Below are 19,232 nucleotides of genomic sequence, written 5' to 3'. Positions count from 1 at the left end.
CGCCCCGGAAGGAGCAGCCAAGTGACTTCCCAGAACGCCCGCCTCAGCATCGGCGGCCGCATTGACCGCACCATCTCGTGGCGTTTCACCGTCGATGGCGAGGAGTTCACTGGCCACCCCGGGGACACGCTGGCCTCGGCCCTGCTCGCCAACGGCCGGATCGCCGTCGGCAACTCGCTCTACGAGGACCGGCCCCGCGGCATCATGTCCGCCGGCGTGGAGGAAGCCAACGCGCTGGTCAAGGTGGCACCGCGGTTCCCCGGCCATGTGGCCGAGTCCATGCTCCCCGCCACCACAGTTTCCCTGGTGGACGGCCTGAAGGTCGAACTGCTCAATGGCCTGGGCCGCCTCGACCCCGAGGATGACCGCGCGGAATACGACAAGAAGTACGTCCACACCGATGTCCTGGTGATTGGCGGCGGTCCTGCCGGCCTGGCCGCAGCCCGCGAGGCAGTCCGTACCGGTGCCCGCGTGATGCTGCTTGACGACCAGCCCGAACTGGGCGGCTCCCTGCTCTCCGGCTCCACCGCGCCGGAGCTCGCCGAGACCATCGAGGGCAAGCCCGCCCTGGAATGGGTTGCCGACGTCGAAGCCGAACTCGTATCCGGCCCCGAGTCCACTGTCCTGAACCGCACCACGGCCTTCGGCGCCTACGACGCCAACTACGTCATCGCCGTCCAGAACCGGACCGACCACCTGTCCAGCCCGGCAGCTCCCGGTGTCTCACGGCAGCGGATTTGGCACATTCGTGCCCAGCAGGTGGTGCTGGCTCCCGGCGCCCACGAGCGTCCGCTGGTGTTCGAGAACAATGACCGCCCCGGCATCATGTTGGCCTCCGCCGTCCGCAGCTACCTGAACCGCTACGCCGTGGCCGCTGGCAAGCGCGTGGTCATCAGCACCACCAACGACAGCGCCTATGCCTTGGCCGCCGACCTGCGCGCCGCCGGTGTCAAGATCGCCGCCGTTGTAGACGCCCGCCCCAAGCTGACCGAGGTGGCTGCTGCCGCCGTCGAAGCCGGTACCCGGGTGCTGGTAGGCAGCGCGGTGGCCAACACCGCCGCAGCATCGGAGTCCGCAGACGGCCGGCTGAATGCCGTCACCGTCCGCAGCATCAACGACGACGGCGAACTCACCTCCGGCGTCGAAGAGATCGCCTGCGACCTGCTGGCCGTCTCCGGCGGCTGGAGCCCGCTGGTCCACCTTCACTCCCAGCGGCAGGGCAAGCTGCGCTGGGACGACGACCTGGCGGCTTTTGTGCCGAGCACCGTTGTCCCCAACCAGCAGATAGTCGGCTCCGGACGAGGCAGCTTCGAACTCGCCGACTGCCTCGCCGAAGGCATCTCCGCCGGTGCCGCGGCAGCCATTGCCTCCGGCTCCACATCAGACACAACGCCGGCCGTCATCGGCGAACCGAGGGCGTCCGCCCCGACCCGGCAGCTGTGGCTGGTTCCCGGACAGGCCGGCACCCCGGATGACTGGCACCACCACTTCGTTGACTTCCAGCGGGACCAGAGCGTCGCTGACGTCCTGCGCTCCACCGGAGCCGGGATGCGGTCCGTGGAGCACATCAAGCGCTACACCTCCATCAGCACCGCCAATGACCAGGGCAAGACTTCCGGCGTCAACGCGATCGGCGTCATCGCCGCCGCGCTCCGCCAGGCGGGCGAAGCGTCCCGGGGCATCGGCGATATCGGCACAACCACGTACCGTGCACCGTTCACTCCGGTAGCCTTCGCGGCGCTGGCCGGACGCCAGCGCGGTGAGCTCTTCGACCCCGCCCGCGTCACGTCCATCCACCCCTGGCACGTTTCCAAGGGGGCCCTGTTCGAGGACGTCGGACAGTGGAAGCGGCCCTGGTACTACCCGCAGGACGGGGAGGACATGGACGAGGCCGTGCTTCGTGAATGCGCGGCCGTCCGCGAATCCGTGGGCTTCATGGACGCCACCACGCTGGGCAAGATCGAGATCCGCGGCAAGGACGCGGGCGAGTTCCTGAACCGGGTCTACACCAACGCGTTCAAGAAGCTCGCCCCAGGCTCCGCCCGCTACGGCGTGATGTGCACTCCGGACGGCATGATCTTCGACGACGGCGTTACCCTCCGCCTCGACGAGGACCGCTACTTCATGACTACCACCACCGGCGGCGCCGCCAAGGTGCTGGACTGGCTGGAGGAATGGCTGCAGACCGAATGGCCGGAACTGGACGTGCACTGCACCTCGGTGACCGAGCAGTGGAGCACCATCGCCGTCGTCGGACCGAAATCCCGCGATGTCCTCGCCAAGGTGGCACCGGAACTGGCCGCCAACGGCGGGCTGGAAGCCGAAGCCTTCCCCTTTATGACCTTCCGCGAAACCACCCTCGCCTCAGGCGTCCGCGCCCGGATCTGCCGGATCTCCTTCTCCGGCGAACTGGCCTACGAAATCAACGTGCCCACCTGGTACGGGCTGAACACCTGGGAAGCCGTTGCCGCCGCCGGGGCCGAATTCAACATCACCCCCTACGGCACGGAAACCATGCACGTGCTCCGCGCCGAAAAGGGCTACCCGATCGTTGGCCAGGACACGGACGGCACCGTCACCCCGCAGGATGCCGGCATGGAATGGATCGTTTCCAAGGCCAAGGACTTCATCGGCAAGCGCTCCTACTCCCGGGTGGACGCGCAGCGTGAAGACCGCAAGCACCTGGTCAGCGTGCTGCCCGTTGACGGCACCATCCGGTTGCCGGAAGGCACCCAGCTTCTGGAAAAGGGTATCCCGGTGAACTCCGCGTACGGCCCGGTGCCCATGCAGGGATTTGTCACCTCCAGCTACCACAGCGCTGCGCTGGGCAGATCCTTTGCCCTGGCACTGGTCAAGAACGGCCGCAACCGGATTGGCGAGACCATGGTGGCCGCCGCCGGAAACGATCTCGTTGACGTTGTTGTCGCAGAAACCGTACTTTTTGACCCCGAAGGGACCCGCAAAGATGGCTGAAACAGCAGCACCCAAAACCTCCCGCGTGACGAACCTGTCCTTGCGAACCAGCCCGGCTGCGCTGCTCAAGGAAGCATTTGAAGCCGGTTCCCTCCGCGGAACGGTGGAACTGAGCGAAATCACGTTCCTGACCATGGTTGGGATCCGGGTTGGCCGGGACACCGAGGCCGGGCAGAGGATCGCGTCAGTCACGGGCGGGCTGCCCGCAACGTGCGGCGCCGTGAGCGGTACTGGCGACACCTCCGTGCTGTGGCTCGGGCCCGAGGAATTCCTGGTGGTGGCACCCATGGAAGCCCACGAGTCGCTGGGCGGTGACCTGATCCAGGCACTGCGGGAAGCGCTGGCGGACGGCGAAGGCCAGGTGGTGGACCTCTCCGCCAACCGCACCACCTTTGAACTCGCCGGACCGCGGTCCCGGGCAGTCCTGGAAAAGGGCTGTTCGCTGGACCTCCACCCCCGCGAGTTCAAAGCCGGCACGGCGCTTTCCACGGAAATCGGCAACATCCCCGTGGTCCTGTGGAAGACGGGCGACGAGAGCTACCGGATCTTCCCACGCGCCTCGTTCGCAGAGTTCCTGGGCCGCTGGCTCCTGGATGCCATGCGGGAATACGCCTCCCCTGAGGTCCCTTAATGGCACTTAGCGTCCTGGATCTGTTTTCCGTTGGCATCGGGCCGTCGTCGTCACATACGGTCGGCCCAATGCGGGCAGCGAAGCTGTTCGCCGACGGGCTCAAAAGCGAAGGACACCTGAGCTCCACCAGGCGCGTGCAGGCCGAACTGTTCGGCTCGCTCGGGGCCACCGGGCGGGGCCACGGCTCCGACAAGGCCGTGGTCCTGGGCTTCAAGGGGCTGGACCCCGAAACCGTGGACACCTCCACGGCTGATGACCAAGTAGCCGCCGCCGCCCTCGATGCCGAACTGTGGGTGTGTGGGGACCACCGGGTGGACTTCAACTGGGACGAGGACGTGGTGCTGCACCGGCGCAAGGCCCTCCCGGCCCACCCCAACGGCATGACGTTCCGCGCCCTGGACCACGCTGGAACCGTCCTCAGCGAGCGGAGCTTCTATTCGATCGGGGGCGGCTTCGTCGTTGACGGGGACGCCGAGGCCAGCGACCGGGTCGTTGCCGACACCACCGTTCTGCCCTACCCGTTCAGCACGGCGGACGAACTCTTGGAGATCTGCCGCCGCGAAAGCATGTCCATCTCGGACGTAATGCTCGCCAACGAACTGACCTGGCGCAGCGAAGTGGAACTCCGGGAGAAGCTGCTGGGGCTGTGGGCGGTGATGCGCGAATGCGTGGACAACGGCTGTGCTGCGGAAGGGATCCTGCCAGGCGGCCTGAACGTGAGGCGCCGGGCGCCGTCGTTATTCCAGACCCTGACGGCGGACACCGGGGTGACCGACCCGCTCCGGGCGATGGAATGGGTCAACTTGTTCGCGCTGGCCGTCAACGAGGAGAACGCCGCCGGCGGGCGGATCGTCACGGCACCTACCAACGGGGCGGCCGGCATCGTCCCGGCGGTGCTGCACTATTACGTGAAGTTCGTTCCCGGCGCCAACGACGACGGCGTGGTCCGCTTCCTGCTGGCTGCGGCCGCCGTCGGAATCCTGTTTAAGATCAATGCCTCCATCTCCGGCGCCGAAGTGGGCTGCCAGGGCGAGGTGGGTTCCGCCTGCTCCATGGCTGCCGCGGGCCTCTGTGAGGTGCTCGGCGGAACGCCCGAACAGGTGGAGAACGCCGCCGAAGTGGGGATCGAACACAACCTCGGCCTGACCTGCGACCCCGTGGGCGGACTGGTGCAGATTCCCTGCATCGAACGGAACGCGATCGCCAGCGTCAAAGCCATCAACGCCGCCCGCCTTGCCCTGCACGGCGACGGCAGCCACAAGGTATCCCTCGACAAGGCCATCAAGACCATGAGGGAGACCGGCGCCGATATGAAGGTCAAATACAAGGAGACCTCACGGGGCGGCCTCGCCGTGAACGTCATCGAGTGCTGATCCGGTGAAGTACTTGTAGCCCCGGGTGTCCATGGATGCCCGGGGCTTTTACCGCAAACATAACTGCCTGGCTTCACAGGCGTCCGGCCCCCTTTGGAGCGAGAAATGACCAGAAAACCACACCCATACGAACCCACCGCCGCCACGGGCAGCAGCCGTGTGAAGCGTGGCATGGCTGAGATGCTCAAGGGCGGCGTGATCATGGACGTCGTCAATGTCGAACAGGCCCGCATTGCCGAGGACGCCGGTGCGGTTGCTGTGATGGCGCTGGAGCGTGTTCCGGCGGACATCCGCGCCCAGGGCGGCGTGTCCCGCATGTCTGATCCGGACATGATCGATGCGATCATCAACGCCGTGTCCATTCCCGTGATGGCCAAGGCACGTATCGGGCACTTCGTCGAGGCGCAGGTCCTGCAGTCCCTCGGCGTGGACTACATTGACGAGTCGGAGGTCCTGACCCCCGCGGACTATGTGAACCACATCGATAAGTGGAACTTCACGGTTCCCTTTGTATGCGGTGCGACGAACTTGGGGGAGGCGCTGCGCCGTATCAACGAAGGCGCTGCGATGATCCGTTCCAAGGGCGAGGCCGGCACGGGAGATGTCTCCAACGCTACGGGGCACATGCGTGCGATCCGGGCGGAGATCGCCAAGCTTTCCGCCCTGCCCGAGGATGAGCTCTACGTGGCCGCGAAGGACCTGCAGGCTCCCTACGAACTGGTCAAGGAAATCGCTGCCACCGGCAAGCTTCCCGTGGTGCTGTTCACCGCCGGTGGCATCGCAACCCCGGCTGACGCTGCCATGATGATGCAGCTTGGCGCGGACGGCGTGTTCGTTGGCTCGGGCATCTTCAAGTCGGGCAACCCGGCCCAGCGTGCGGCCGCCGTCGTGAAGGCCACCACCTTCTTCGATGACCCGGACATGATCGCCAAGGTCTCCCTCGGCCTGGGTGAAGCCATGGTGGGCATCAACGTGGACGACATCCCCCAGCCGCACCGCCTCGCCGAGCGCGGCTGGTAGAGCGACGCTCCGGCCTCGCTTCCCCTTCTAGTTCTGCGGACGGAGTCTCGCCTGTTCTATGAGTTCGGTTATCCACGGCCGCTGTCCACGGTGTAGTTCGATTCCGTCGGGCAGTCCATGGACGGTTGATGTCGAACCCTGGATATCGACCGTGATCCGCCCTGTGCCCATGGGAGCGTTGCTGATGTGTAGGTCGCCGTATAAAGCTGGGAGTGCCGGATTCAGCCATAGGCCACCGAGCGAAATATGGGCGTCGTATCGCATGAGGCTTGTGACCAGAAGGATTGGTGTGGTTGCTGCCCAGGCCTGGGGCGAGCACGCGGCGGGGTAGGGAACGGGACCGTTGAATTTCTCGCGGCTGAAGCCGCAGAACAGTTCAGGGAGCCGCCCGCCCGAGTACTCGGCAGCCTCCAGGAGGGATGTAGCTATCCATTGCGCCTGTTCCACGAATCCATAACGCATCAGCCCGGCCGCAATAAGAGCGTTGTCATGTGGCCAGACTGAACCGTTGTGGTAGCTGGCCGGGTTGTATGCGCGCATGTCAGTAGCCAAAGTGCGTACTCCCCAGCCGCTGAACATCTCCGGAGACATTAAGCGTGCGGCAACCAGCGGTGCCTTGTCCTCATCAATCAGCCCGAACCAGAGGCAGTGCCCCATATTGGATGCGCAGGCATCCACGGGCCGTTTGTCTCGGTCGAGAGCGACGGCGTAGTAGCCCTTGTCGGGGAGCCAGAATTGTTCGTTGAATCTGCGCTTGAGCCGTGCGGCGCGGTCGCGAAGGTCGGCTGCCAGGTCCAGGTCGCCAGCATCGTATCCCACCCAGGCTCGGGCCATGTATGCGCCGTGGACGTAGGCCTGAACCTCACATAGTGCAAGAGGAGGCTCGGCGATCCTGCCGTCAGCGAAATTAATGCCGTCCCAGGAATCCTTCCACCCTTGATTTATGAGCCCTTGATCGTTGAGCCGCTCATACTCGACAAAACCGTCTCCGTCCCGGTCTCCGTAGTCTCGGATCCAATCCAGTGCGCGGTCGGCATTGGGAAGCAGGGCTGCAATTGTCTCTTTGGCGAAGCCCCAGCGGCTTACGGACCCGAGGACGACAACAAACAGCGGAGTAGCGTCGACGCTGCCGTAGTAGGCAGACTTGCCGCCCAAGGCCAATCCACTTGAGGCGTCAAACCGAACCTCGTGAAGGATTTTGCCCGGGTTCCTCCTCACTCATTTTGTCCACCACTCGCCCCTGCCGGTCAGCCAACGTCTGCAGAGTGCCCAGCGCCAAGGACGGGTCCACCGGTAGCGCCATCTCCGAAGCCCACAGCGAGTCACGTCCGAAAAGTGTCATGAACCACGGTGCCCCTGCCGCGACCACGACCCGTTCCGGATGGTCAGGGTCCTCGATCCGGAGAGCCCCAAGGTCGTCGTAGCTGCGCTTCAAGGTCCGCTCAATGGACCGATTACCCATCTCGAGCGCCGGAATCCTCGTCACCCATTCCTGGCGGCGTCGGTCACGAGGAGACATCTCTCCGGGAGCCGGATGAACGAACGGTGTCATAGGGCGCGCGCCCTCAAACGTGGGGACGACACTGAAACGGGCGCTCCAGTTTTCATAAGGTTGCACTGTTTTCAGGTAGGTCAGGGCCTCGGCAGTAGCGCTTGAGCCCTCGGCCGTGACGATGACGCCCTTGTGAACGTTTTGCCACTTGGCCTGAATGACCAATGAATCGCGGTCCGGCTCCCGGCTCTCGTCCCAGTGCCGCTGGACCCGTGCCTCCTTTACCTCAAACAGATCGGCGAAATCCGCTTCAACAGCCAGCGCCACCGCGCACTCAGCAGGTTCCGTCGAGTAGTCCAGATTGTGATCTGCTCCAGGATCCCGGCCCCTACTTCGCGCAGCCGCTCCACGATCAGAGGGCTGTCGGCGTATCCATCAGAACGCGGCACGCGACCGGCAAACAGTGCCCGGTAAGGCTCCTTTGTCTCGGCAGCTAAAGGCTCCAGCTCTTGGCCGTTGATGGTCAACGTACAGCGGGAAAGGATGCGCGTATCACGGTGAAAGACCCCGTGTGGAAGTCCAGGATGGATGTCACCGTTAGCTGAGGAAATACAGAAGGACGAGCCTTCAACCAAGGTAACCGTCCCTGACCCGAGGGGACCGGCCGCCGTATCGGCATTCCAACCAACCATTTCTGGCTCCTCAAAAGGAATAGACCGTGCGGCCGCGGCTGGTCCATCCGGCACGACCTTCCGCCGCCGCAATTCGTGGTGCAATCGACGCTACGCCGGTCTCTTCCCGGACACCAGCGGTTCGCGGACGCGTACGTTTCCTGGGCAACACGGCAAGAGATCGGGCAGATCGTGACAAGGCAAGAAGTACTTTTTGGATCTGCTTGAAGGCGGTCGCGACTTGCATCGAGCGGACTTACGCCCACTGGCGACGGCAAAGGCGGCTGGGGAACGCAGGCCCATGGAACGTTGCGCGGATGGCCGTCCGGATGCCCGCGGTCCTGCTGGATGCTTCCACCACAATGTCGTAACCCTGCGGGTTGGGCACGGCCCTGTTTCTGGTCGCACGGTGCGGGTTGGCGCCAAACTGGTGTGAAGGTAGTCAGCGGTGGACGCCCCGTGCGCCACGGTTAGGCCTGCGGCGTAGAGTCCAATGGATTTGGCTCCACCGCCAAGTACCAGAACAGTGGAGCCCGGCCGCTGCTGCAGATACGGCACTACCGCGAGATCGGTTCGCAGCAGCATCGACCGGCGGAACTACGAACTCCACACCTCACCGAGGCGGGCCAACGGGCGCTGCGTGAGCTGCGAGGGACCGCCGAACAGCATGAAGCGGAGCTTCTGGCACCCCTTTCTGGCGAACAGGTCGCGCAGCTTGACCTTCTGCTCGCGCAGCTCGCCGACGGCCACGGGCTGGACCGCGACCTCCACCGCGACTCAGTGCGCAACTGCCGTCGCGACGGCCACTGAGACTCAGCCCGCGAAGGCGGACGCGACGTCAGGCGGAAGGCCTGATCGCGCGCTGGGCGCCGGCCCGCCGTCGTGCCCTAAGGTTGACGGCTGGCCTAGGCAGGCAGCCATCCACCTAAGGAACGCGGCAGGGTGATCCATCAGGCAGGCTCTCATGGATCACCCGGGCACCTACCGACCCTACGATCCGTTCGCTCGAATCCCACCAGCACCGTACGAAAGGACTAATGGCCGACAGTCACCAAAATAGACGTAAAGTGTGGTCACGAGAGTGTTTAGTTGAGTGTTCACAAACCCGGCTAACACTCTCCGCCCTACTTTAAAAGCTCCCGCGCCCCGCAACGGCAATAGGACTTACTCATCTAGCCAGTTAGCGCGGCAGGGATCTTTTCTTGGGGTGGTCCTGGCCGGTATTCCTGGTTCCTCGGTCACGCCTTCGTGATGTGGTCAGGCGGCGTGCTACATGACCGGGGCTGTTTATGTGCAATCTCAACGTGGGGGCGGGGTCGTTGGAAACCCTGGAGCCGCCGCTGCCGGGGACTGGGGGAGCGGCTTGCACGCCCATTTCGGTCGGTCTCTGGCGGCGTGCTGGCGACACGCGATGTACGCAAGGGATGTGGGTCCGCACGGTGGTCGGTGGGACTATGGGCATATGACGGTTCCAACGGTGGAAGCGGCGATCAACGACCTTATGGATCGTGCTTGGGGTCTTGCCTACGACCTCCTCTCGGAGGGGGGAATGCTCGGTGACGGGCTGGATTTCAGGAGTACACCGGGATCCTTTCCTGGGTGGAAGGGTCCCAGAGATACACCATCGTTCACTCCGAGTCTATGGCGCTGCTGTTCCTGGACACCCGCCCGATGGATGCGATCGTGTTCCACCACGCTCTGCTCGGTGCAGATGACCCGAAGTGTTTCGTCCCCAACATCAGTAAATGGGTGACAACGGCCCGATCAGCCCCTGACCTTGGCCTCGCATCTCGAGCGCCGCTGCACGTCACCGTATGGAACTGTGTTTCCGTCCCAGGCAATGGTTAGTGACGCCGGGCAGCAAGGTCAGCAGCCGAGCCTCCAGGTCGCCCTGGCCGATATCGGACGTTTCGTTGTTCCGGCGTTAGTCGGGTTATTCATCCTCGTGCCTGACATTGTCCGTTCTCGTTCCAGATGTCAGTTTTCGCATTCGACGTGTCAGTGTACGGATCTCGTAGCATTCTCAGTTAAGTTGTCGGCCCTGTCGGTGTGCTGCTCTTGGATCTGTCTCCGTTACGTGCCATCCGCCTCAACGGGGGTGGCTAAGGATATAAGCCCAATTCATCCACTCGCCTTCAGCTGGTTCCGCTAGCGTCGGGGATGCGTGTCTGCCGCGGCCTCAGGGCCCTTAAAGCGCGGAGGAGGTGGGAGGTCAAAACCACGATCACGGCCAGCGAGGGAATGTCAGCAATGACGAACGCAGCGGCAAACCCGGTCCGCCAGAACACGGCTGTCCCTTCGAGCGGGTTGCCGTGACCGCCCATCCAGGGGTCGTTGACGGCAAGCCAGTAGGAGTGCACGATCACGAAGAGCAGAGTCAGGACCACTACAGCGTAGGCCCAGATCCGGCCGGCCCATGCGAGCAGGAGCGCCAGAATCAGCACTGCCGCCTCCGTCACCCCCGGCCAGGGAATGTTGACATTCGGAAGGCTTCCGCTCGCGCCGGGACGCAGATTGTTGATCAGCAGTACTACGGCGATCGCCCCGGTGATCACCGGGACAACCCGGACGGATCGGGGGCTTGGCCCCGACCGGACCGCCATGGAATTGAGGTTGATCATTGCCTGTCCTATCCGTTCGGCGCCGGCTATGCTGGCGCCCGTTGTTTACAACTGATCCTGTCAGCCCGCTGTGAGTGATGCGACTGCGGCCTTGATCTGCTGGCCCTCGCTCGAGGCCCACCAGGCCTTCGCGTCGGCCACGCTCCCGCACTTCTCGACGTCAGGGCCCAGCTCAACGGCGATGAAGTAGGGTCCCGTCCACGTCTCCGCGGGCATCGGGCCACCCTCGGGCAGGCCTCGGAGCATGCCCGGGCCGTCGACCGGGACGGCACGGACGAGGGCCAGCGTGCAGATCGTTCCCGGGCCCGAGCCGCCGGCCGGTTCCTCGGCGTACAAGGCGTAGTGGTACACCGGCGACCAGCCGCCTGAAACGAGGCCCGGGACGTCCCCTGACTCGACCACGTTGCGCTTGACGGGCCAGCCGCAGTCGTAGGTGCTCGCGTTTATGAACACCGTGAAGAGCAGCTTGCCGGAGGCATCCTTGAACGCCGCGGACTCGGCCACGCCAAGCCCTCGCGCGAAGCTGGATCCTTGCGCCGTCCACCCTATAGGGTGTGTGCCAAGCGGGGCAGTTATTCGCCTACCGTTACGCCACCAGATTGTCGGCTGCGGCGTCCAGGTGTTCACGGATGGTCTTGCGCGCCAGGGAAGCGTCACCGGTTTCTATGGCGGTCACGATATCGCGGTGACGCTCCACACTCATGTTGCTGACACCCTTTTCCAGTCCGGCGAACATGATGGACATCCTGATGGATCCTTCGAGGGAGTTCCATGAGTGAAGCAGCGTTTCGTTACCGGTGAGCTGGCAAAGGCTCCGGTGGAATTCCATGTCGGATTCGACCCGGTCCTCCAGCGATCCCTCCAAGGCTGCATCCATGGCGTCAATTGCCTCGTGCAGTGATTCGATCACGTGTGCTCGGTCCGGGAGTTCGCATAGCGTGCGTGCTGCCAGCGATTCCAGGGCAGCCCGGACGGCATAGATGTCCCTGATTTCCTTCGCATCAAGGTTGCGGACTGACAGTCGACCGCGCGGGCCGGCCGAGAGGAGGCCTTCCTGCTCGAGCTGGCGAAGGGCTTCGCGGAGTGTGCCACGGCTGATCTGCAGCATCTCGGACAGTTCGCTTTCCACCAGGTGCCGGCCGGGAGCCAGCTTCCCGCTGGTGATGGCGGTCCGCAAGGCGGAGAGCGCCTGCTCTCGAAGGCTCTTCTTTTCAAGCCCCAAGAGGGTGACGGCGGATGCGGCCATGGTGTTTCCCCTATGTCGTTGGATTCGATGCCCAATGTCAACCGTTGGCGCACGAGTGTTAACTGTTGAGTCTACGTCAGAAGTGCGGAACCTGCAGGTACAGGTTCCGCACTTCTCGTGTTGTTCGTGTCGCTGGCTCTAGCTGAGTTCGGCCAGGACCTTCGCCGCGATCCGCTCAACGGACAGGCCGTACCGTTCGTGCAGGGTAGGAAGGGCGCCGGCATCCAGGAACTCGTCCGGCAGCGCCACGGGCACTACCCGCTTACCCAGCCCGGCCGTGACTATTGACGAAGCAACGGTTTCAAATAGGCCTCCGACCACGCTGTGATTCTCAAGAGTAATGGCCAGCCGGTCCGTGTTGAGTTCGGCCAGAATCGTTTCTGCGTCGAACGGCTTGATGGTGGGGGCGTGGACGACGGCGACGTCCACCTTGTGTGCCTCCAGAGCCTTTGCAGCCTGCAGGGCGCGCATCGTCATCAGGCCACTGGAGATGAACACGACGTCGTTGCCGCCGCGCAGGACCTTTGCCTTGCCGAGTTCGAAGGTGTAGTCGTACTCGTCAAGGACAGTGGGGACGTTGCCACGGAGTAGCCGCAGGTACGTGGGTCCATCGCTGGCGGCAAGCTGGGGGACTGACTGCTCGATGTCCACTGAATCGCAGGGGTCCACAATGGTCAGGTTCGGCATGCCGCGGAAGATCGCCATGTCCTCGGTGGCCTGATGGCTCGGCCCGTAGCCGGTGGTGAGGCCAGGGAGCCCGCCCACGATGTTTACGTTGAGGTTGGGTTCGGCGCTGTCCAGGCACAGGAAGTCGTAGGCGCGGCGGGCAGCGAACACGGAGTAGGTGGAAGCGAACGGTACCAGGCCGGTCTCAGCCAAGCCTGCCGCGGCGCCGAACAACAGTTGCTCAGCCATGCCCATCTGGAAGAACCGTTCGGGAAATGCCTGGGCGAAGATGTGCATGTCCGTGTATTTGCCCAGGTCCGCGGTCAGGCCGACGATCCTGTCGTTTTCCTGCGCGGCCTTCACCAGGGCGTGGCCGAACGGCGCGGATGCGGTTTTCTGGCCGGGGTCCGCGAAGGACGCGATCATGGCCGATGTTTTTAGTTTGGGTGCGATGGCGGTGCTCATTTGCCGGCCGTCCTTTCAAATCCTGCTGTCAGTTGCTGCCGGCAGAGCTGCCATTCGTGTTCCTCAATTCGCATGAAGTGCGCCTTCTCTCGGTCTTCCAGCAGCGGCACGCCGCGGCCCACCTTCGTGTCGCACAGGATTACGGAGGGACGTCCGACGGCGGCCGCCTGACTTGCTGCGTTGTCGAACGCCGCCAGCAGGGCTGCCATGTCATTCCCGTCGACCCGCTGCGTGTGCCAGCCGAAGGCCTCCCACTTCTCGGTGACCGGTTCGGTGCGGAGCACAGTGTCAGTCCTGCCGTCCGCCTGCAGGGCATTGATGTCCACCATCGCCGTGAGGTTGCCCAGCTGATGGTGGTGCGCGCCCATGGCTGCCTCCCAGGTGGAGCCTTCGTCCAGTTCGCCGTCTGAGAGGAAGTTGTAGATCCTCGCCGTCGAGCCCTGGTAGCGCAGGCCAAGGGCCATCCCGACGGCGATGGTCAGCCCGTGGCCGAGGGACCCGCCGGAGATTTCCATGCCTGGGGTATAGGTGGACATCCCGGACATCGGCAGGCGCGAGTCGTCTGAGCCGTACGTCTCAAGTTCCTTGACTGGAATGATCCCGGCTTCGGCAAGGGCTGCGTAGTGTCCGATGGCGTAGTGGCCTGTGGAGAGCAGGAATCGGTCCCGTTCCTCCCATTCGGGGTCGTCTGCGCGGAACCGCAGTTGGTCCGCATACACTGCGGCCAGCATGTCCGCCGCTCCAAGAGCCTGCCCGACGTACCCCTGGCCCTGGACCTCCCCCATGGTGAGGGCATGGTGCCGGATCCGGTAGGCGGCGCGACTGACCTTTTGAAGGCGTTCCCCGGCGTCGTCCGGTGTTCGGTTTGGTGTTTGTGTTTCCTGAGCGAGAATCACGATTCTCCCTTTCAAGCTGTGGCGGTACGAGGACGTGGGGGCCGCTCTAGGATGCGGTCTGGTGCTGGGCGGCTACGGAGGCGGGAGTACTTTTCGTGGCCTCATCAGCCAGTTCACGCTCCCGCCTGCCCCAGGTTTCCCGCGTGGCGACGGCTGCCCAGAGACCAATGGCCGCGTAAATGCTGAACAGCGCTGCGGGGCCAACCCAGCCGAAGCTGACGAACAGCAAGGTGGTGACGAACGGGGTGAAGCCGGAGACCATGGCGGAGATCTGGTAGGCCAGCGAGGCTCCCGAGGCACGGGTCTTAGCCTGGAACAGCTCCGGGAACCACGGACCCTGTGCTCCTGCGAGGGAGTTCTGGCAGACGGCGTAGGAGATGACGATGGTGGCGATGATGAATATGAACAGGCCCGTGTTGACCAGCAGGAACATAGGGATGCCGAACAGGAGGGCGAAGGTGCAGGACCAGACGTAGACGGGTCGGCGGCCGATCTTGTCTGTGAGGCGGGCCCAGGCAGCGGTAGCGAAGATGCCGATGGCGGAAGCGATGCAAAGGGCGATGAGCGTCTGGCTCTTGTCGGCGAGCTGCTCGGTGTGCAGGTAGGAAATCATGTACGTGATGGACACGGCGTAGCCGGCCGTTTCGGCAACACGCAGGCCGATGCCCCGGACGATGTTGCGCCAGTCGGTCTTGATGACCTCAACGATGGGCGCCTTCACGATGGCGCCGCTGTCCTTGACCTCGTCGAAGACGGGGGACTCGGGGACCTTGGAGCGGATGATGAGGCCGACGCCCACCAGGACGATGCTGGCCAGGAACGGTATCCGCCAGGCGAGTTCGCCACCAAGGTTTACGCTGACGAGGAACACGAGGTTTGCCAGCAGCAGACCCACGGGGAAGCCGGCCTGCACGATACCGGTGAACTTGCCCTTCGACTTCCAAGGGGCGTGCTCGTAGCTCATCAGGATGGCCCCGCCCCATTCAGCCCCGAACGCCAGGCCCTGGACGATCCGCACGAACACCAGCAGCGCGGGCGCCAGCAAGCCCACCTGGCTGTAAGTGGGAAGCAAGCCGATCAGGAACGTGGCAACGCCCATGAGGATCAGGGAGGCGACCAGGACGGGCTTGCGGCCGACCTTGTCACCGAGGTGACCGCCGATGATGCCGCCCAGAGGTCGCGCGGCAAAACCGACGCCGAGGGTCGCGAAGGCCGCAAGCGTACCCGTGACGGGATCCCCTGTAGGGAAGAACGCTGCGCCGAAGTACAGGGCAGCTGCTGTGCCGAAACCGATGAAGTCATAGGTTTCGATCACGGCGCCGACGCCGGAGCCGATGGCGACCCGCTTGGCGTCCTTGGTGCCGTGCACCGGCCCGCGCATGGTTAGAGCTTCATTGCTCATTTGGTGAATACCTTTCGAAATGCGACAGGCGCTTTAGCGCTTCCCGCGGTCGACCGTTAACAACAGATGGTTTCAGTGTGACCTGCCTCATGATCAGTGTCAACACTCAACCTCATAAGTTGACGGTTAACACTCGACCTCGTACTGTGGTGGTTATCACTTTCAAAAGAGGATCAATGACGATGTTCCATTCCAGGCTCGGATGCTCATCCATCAGCTTCCGCCACCAGGCTTTGTCCACGGCTCTGCACACGCTTGGCGGCTTGGGCTTTGAGGAGCTCGACCTCGGAGCCCTTCCCGGGGTCTGTGACCACGTACCCTATGAACCTGATGCGGAGGCCGTCACTGCGGTGGCGGACAAGGTGGCTGCATTCGGACTCCGGGTGCGCTCCGTCAACGGTGATATAGGAGACCTCAACGCAGTGCTCGACGTCGGCCAGCAAGCTGCCCGCGATCGACATCTTGATGCCCTACTCACCCTCACCGCGAATATCGGTGCGAAGGCGCTGGTCCTTCCCTGCGGTGCCTTGGGCCACGAGCCGGTCCGAAGCGTTGACGAGGATCTGGACGCCATCGCGGCGCAGTTGATCCACGCCGGGCGGCGGGCTGCCGAGTTCGGCGTCGAACTCTGGACGGAATCCCTGCACTTCCTCCGATTCTGCTGGAACTTGGAACGCGCAGAACTCCTCGCCCGGCGACTGGCGGGATCCAAGGTCGGCATTGTGATGGACTTCAGTCACATCGTGGCCGCCGGCGAGAATCCCCTCGAGTACGTCGAACGGCATAAAGGCCGAATTTCGCACGTCCACCTGCGGGACGCCGTGCCAGGCAATATCCACCTCAGCATCGGCAACGGCCAGGCTGATTTCGCCGCCGGGCTGCGATCGCTTGCAGCGCACGGCTACACCGGCCACTTCTCCCTCGAACTGGAAACCCGGGACATCACCCATCAGGATCGTCCGGCTGCCGCAGCCAAAGCTGCCAGCTTCATCACCGACCTCATCTGAAGACGCCAACATCAAAAAAACAAGGAGCATCATGACCACTACCATCCAGCGCACCGCCGTCCTCACCGGAGCAACCTCGGACCGGGGCATCGGCATCACCACCGCCCGCCGCTACGCCAACGAAGGCTGGGCCGTGGTGATCCTGGACCTCGACGGCGAAAAGTCCGCCAAGGTCGCCGCGGAGATCGGCAGCGAGTTCACCGTCCCTGCCTTCGGCCACGAGATCGACGTCGCCAGCGAGGATTCCGTCAACGCCGCGTACAAGGCTGTAGCGGCCGAGGTGAGCGCCGGTACCCTTCCGGCAGTCGGAGCCCTCGCCAACATCGCAGGCATCACTTCTCCCGTTGCGTTCCTGGAAACCACGCTGGAGCTGTGGAACAAGGTCATGGCCGTGAACTCCACCGGCACTTACCTGGTCACCAAGGCGTTCCTGCCTGGCATGATCGCCAACGGCTGGGGCCGGATCATCAACATGTCCTCAGTTTCCGCGCAGCGTGGCGGCGGTGTCTTCGGCAAGGTTCCCTACTCCGCCGCGAAGGCAGCGATCCTGGGCTTCACCAAGGCCCTCGCCCGCGAAATCGGAAGCACAGGCGTGACCGTCAACGCCATCACTCCCGGTGCCGTGGACACCAACATCCGCGTGGGCAGCACCGAGGAGCAGGAAGCCGCCATCAACGCGAGCATTCCCGTGGGCCGGAACGCCACCACCGAAGAAATCGCCGCCGTGATCACGTTCCTGTCCTCGGAGGACTCTGCCTACCTCACGGGCACGACGATCGACATCAACGGCGGAAGCCACATGCATTAGAAGCCTTCCCAATCAGCGGGGCGCACATTGAGCCGGGTGGCTCTGACGGTCGCTGCATAGTCGCCGTTTAAGAGGAAACGGCTGATCGTCGTGGCGGCCCCTGCGCTGGTGTCGGTCGTCTGGCCCCTGACCACTTCACAAAAGGCTGAGACAGAAAATGCAACCCGCAAACCTCCGGAAGTACGTTCCTGGCCATCGCGAAACCCTCATACAAGGACGGGACGGTGCCGTCCTAGAACGGTCGTATCCCTTTTCCGAATGGCATAGGTTGGTCGGTGGCGTCGTCGATGTCCGGCATGACGGACGATTCCTCCGGACAGGCGTCGTGGAAGACGCATCGCCATCCGGTGAAACCGCCTGGATAGCGGCCCACGGAAATGACCGAAGAATCATGATCGAAAAATCTGCAGGCTACGAACTCTCGATTTCACCCTCGCAGCTCCAATACAGAAGGGTCCACCAAGCAGGCAGATGAAGTGCGTCCCCGTCGGCTACTCATGGAGAGATTACGATCGCGCGGACAATGCGTGATCCGGCCAGCTTCGACCGCTGCAGTCGAGGAGAGGATCGCGACAGCCGCAATCAGAGCGCCGTTATTTCCCGCGGGCCACGGGCGCAGGCTCGCGGCGTTCAGCCATTTCACGAGACTCCCGCCAAGACTGCCCTGCGTGCAGCCACGCGACCTCCCGCATTTCAGCCCATGAAATGTCTGAAGGGAGGAAGAACCATCGTGATTCATTTAGAGTCCACACATACGCTGCCAGCTACTGGGTCTACAAAGCGCTGGCGGGATCGCCGGTCCGGATCTCGGCTGAACGTAAAACTGCCGCGCCTCCCGAGAGACGCGGGCAGTCGCATGGATGGTGCAGCAAAATGGGCAAAAGAAAGGCGTGTACAATGTACACACTTTTCGCTTCGGACTGGGTCGTACATCGGCCGGACTGGCTCGGACTCGGGATGTTTTCTGGAGTTCCCAGTATTTACAGGGGCTGAAATCTGGTTCGAGTCCCACCTCGGGCACGACGTATTCCCTCGTCAGGAGCGATTTTGCTTTGACGTGTTGACAAAGCTTGCGGTCGCGTCTTCTAACGGGTTCGTTCGCGGGCTGTGGCCTGGCCGCCGCGGTAGCCTATTCAGGTGTGTGGGTAGCGGGTTCAGTGCCCTGGCTGGTAGGCCCTCCGCCTGCTCTGTACTGGGGTTATGCGCTTCCTCGTTCCAGTTCTGTCGGGGTGGCCGTGGGTGGCCAACACCTATTCATGGTTCATAGTTACGGGTACGACATGACCTGGCGAACTGACGCGGAAATTCTCGGAGGCCTTCTTCCGGTCGGGCAGAGCAGGACCGCGTTTGCTTCATTTGTCCGGCCAAATTAAGTGTTGACAGTGTCAACACTTAAGTCTGCTTTTTGTGCTGTCGGACGGCACTTTCATGGGCTTGGTGCCAATGTTTGGAGTGGCAGCGTTGTTCGCATTGTTGCTGTGAATCTGCTCGAAACTCGGGCAAGCGGTTAAGGCAAGGACCTCTGGGCCTGGGACGTGCCGGGGCAGCGTCGTTCAAGTGTGTTCTGTCTTGCGGGCCTTAGAAGCGGTGGAGGGGCGCAGCGTGAGTGTGGGGCTGATGCGTTCTGTGCTTGTGAACCAGGAGAGTAGTTGCGGGTCTATGGCGCCGATGACTGTTCGCATGTTGGTAAGTTGTGCACGGACATTGCTGTTGACGATGGGTTCCAGGTGGGCCACCCGGTTCCTTAGGTGGTAGACACCCTCTACTGCACGCTCTAGTTCGCGTGGTGTTCGACGCAGGTGGGGAAATGCTTTGTGGAGTGCTTCGTCCCATAGTACTACAGTCGCGTTTGTCGGGTTGATCCGCGGGCCCGGTAGTGGTGTTCTCGGGCCCGGTGTTGGTGTTTTCGGCGCCAGCGTGAGCGTTCCAGGACGTGGTTATGGGCGGGGATCCTGGCCCAG

At 63.4% G+C, this 19,232-nt stretch carries 14 protein-coding genes and 1 pseudogene; 6 read left to right on the top strand and 9 right to left on the bottom strand.

The window, feature by feature from the left end; all coding sequences use genetic code 11:
- Positions 1 to 21 precede the first annotated feature (21 nt).
- The 4 genes from J7E82_RS10050 (at position 22) to pdxS (ending at position 5,997) form a co-directional block, all read left to right on the top strand.
- Positions 22 to 2,973 (top strand): sarcosine oxidase subunit alpha family protein, encoded by a 2,952-nt coding sequence (locus tag J7E82_RS10050; RefSeq protein ID WP_214862469.1) that lies wholly within the window; start codon positions 22 to 24, stop codon positions 2,971 to 2,973.
- On the top strand, positions 2,966 to 3,604 hold the full coding sequence (locus J7E82_RS10045) for a sarcosine oxidase subunit gamma (protein ID WP_214862468.1): 639 nt from the start codon (positions 2,966 to 2,968) through the stop codon (positions 3,602 to 3,604). The genes J7E82_RS10050 and J7E82_RS10045 overlap by 8 nt, the downstream gene beginning before the upstream one ends.
- The gene (locus J7E82_RS10040; protein WP_214862467.1) at positions 3,604 to 4,977 is read left to right on the top strand and encodes an L-serine ammonia-lyase; all 1,374 of its coding nucleotides are present in this window, start codon (positions 3,604 to 3,606) and stop codon (positions 4,975 to 4,977) included. The genes J7E82_RS10045 and J7E82_RS10040 overlap by 1 nt, the downstream gene beginning before the upstream one ends.
- Before the next feature lie 105 nt (positions 4,978 to 5,082).
- Positions 5,083 to 5,997, top strand: coding sequence for a pyridoxal 5'-phosphate synthase lyase subunit PdxS (gene pdxS / locus J7E82_RS10035; RefSeq protein WP_214862466.1), 915 nt, complete (start codon positions 5,083 to 5,085; stop codon positions 5,995 to 5,997).
- A 27-nt stretch (positions 5,998 to 6,024) separates the two neighbouring features.
- On the opposite strand, the pseudogene J7E82_RS10030 reads toward pdxS, so the two are convergent.
- The 8 genes and pseudogenes from J7E82_RS10030 to J7E82_RS09995 all read right to left on the bottom strand — a co-directional run bounded on the left by J7E82_RS10030 (position 6,025) and on the right by J7E82_RS09995 (position 15,456).
- A pseudogene (locus J7E82_RS10030) lies at positions 6,025 to 8,181 on the bottom strand (glycogen debranching N-terminal domain-containing protein).
- A gap of 576 nt (positions 8,182 to 8,757) precedes the next feature.
- Positions 8,758 to 8,931, bottom strand: coding sequence for a hypothetical protein (locus tag J7E82_RS10025; RefSeq protein ID WP_214862465.1), 174 nt, complete (start codon positions 8,929 to 8,931; stop codon positions 8,758 to 8,760).
- A 1,364-nt stretch (positions 8,932 to 10,295) separates the two neighbouring features.
- On the bottom strand, positions 10,296 to 10,781 hold the full coding sequence (locus tag J7E82_RS10020) for a hypothetical protein (protein ID WP_214862464.1): 486 nt from the start codon (positions 10,779 to 10,781) through the stop codon (positions 10,296 to 10,298).
- A 60-nt stretch (positions 10,782 to 10,841) separates the two neighbouring features.
- Complete coding sequence (locus tag J7E82_RS10015) at positions 10,842 to 11,285, bottom strand: hypothetical protein (protein ID WP_214862463.1); 444 nt, start codon at positions 11,283 to 11,285, stop codon at positions 10,842 to 10,844.
- 82 nt (positions 11,286 to 11,367) lie between these two features.
- Complete coding sequence (locus tag J7E82_RS10010; protein ID WP_214862462.1) at positions 11,368 to 12,027, bottom strand: GntR family transcriptional regulator; 660 nt, start codon at positions 12,025 to 12,027, stop codon at positions 11,368 to 11,370.
- Positions 12,028 to 12,165: 138 nt separating this feature from the next.
- Positions 12,166 to 13,158 (bottom strand): transketolase family protein, encoded by a 993-nt coding sequence (locus tag J7E82_RS10005; RefSeq protein ID WP_214862461.1) that lies wholly within the window; start codon positions 13,156 to 13,158, stop codon positions 12,166 to 12,168.
- A complete protein-coding gene (locus J7E82_RS10000) occupies positions 13,155 to 14,054 on the bottom strand; it encodes a transketolase (protein WP_308113741.1) in 900 nt (299 codons plus the stop codon). Before J7E82_RS10000 ends, J7E82_RS10005 begins: the two co-directional genes overlap by 4 nt.
- Positions 14,055 to 14,100: 46 nt before the next feature.
- Positions 14,101 to 15,456, bottom strand: coding sequence for an MFS transporter (locus tag J7E82_RS09995; protein WP_214862460.1), 1,356 nt, complete (start codon positions 15,454 to 15,456; stop codon positions 14,101 to 14,103).
- Between the two features lie 182 nt (positions 15,457 to 15,638).
- Here J7E82_RS09995 and J7E82_RS09990 point away from each other — a divergent pair, with 182 nt between their 5' ends.
- Positions 15,639 to 16,463, top strand: a complete 825-nt coding sequence (locus J7E82_RS09990) for a sugar phosphate isomerase/epimerase (protein ID WP_214862485.1) — start codon at positions 15,639 to 15,641, stop codon at positions 16,461 to 16,463.
- Positions 16,464 to 16,494: 31 nt separating this feature from the next.
- Positions 16,495 to 17,271, top strand: coding sequence for an SDR family NAD(P)-dependent oxidoreductase (locus tag J7E82_RS09985; RefSeq protein ID WP_214862459.1), 777 nt, complete (start codon positions 16,495 to 16,497; stop codon positions 17,269 to 17,271).
- A gap of 1,553 nt (positions 17,272 to 18,824) precedes the next feature.
- Here J7E82_RS09985 and J7E82_RS09980 read toward each other — a convergent pair.
- Complete coding sequence (locus J7E82_RS09980; RefSeq protein ID WP_214862458.1) at positions 18,825 to 19,007, bottom strand: hypothetical protein; 183 nt, start codon at positions 19,005 to 19,007, stop codon at positions 18,825 to 18,827.
- Positions 19,008 to 19,232 lie beyond the last annotated feature (225 nt).

The organism is Arthrobacter sp. ISL-30 (genome assembly GCF_018613855.1).
In the GTDB taxonomy this organism is placed as follows: domain Bacteria; phylum Actinomycetota; class Actinomycetes; order Actinomycetales; family Micrococcaceae; genus Arthrobacter.
The sequence above is the reverse complement of the archived record's forward strand: the minus strand, read 5'-3'. Positions and strand labels throughout refer to the sequence as shown.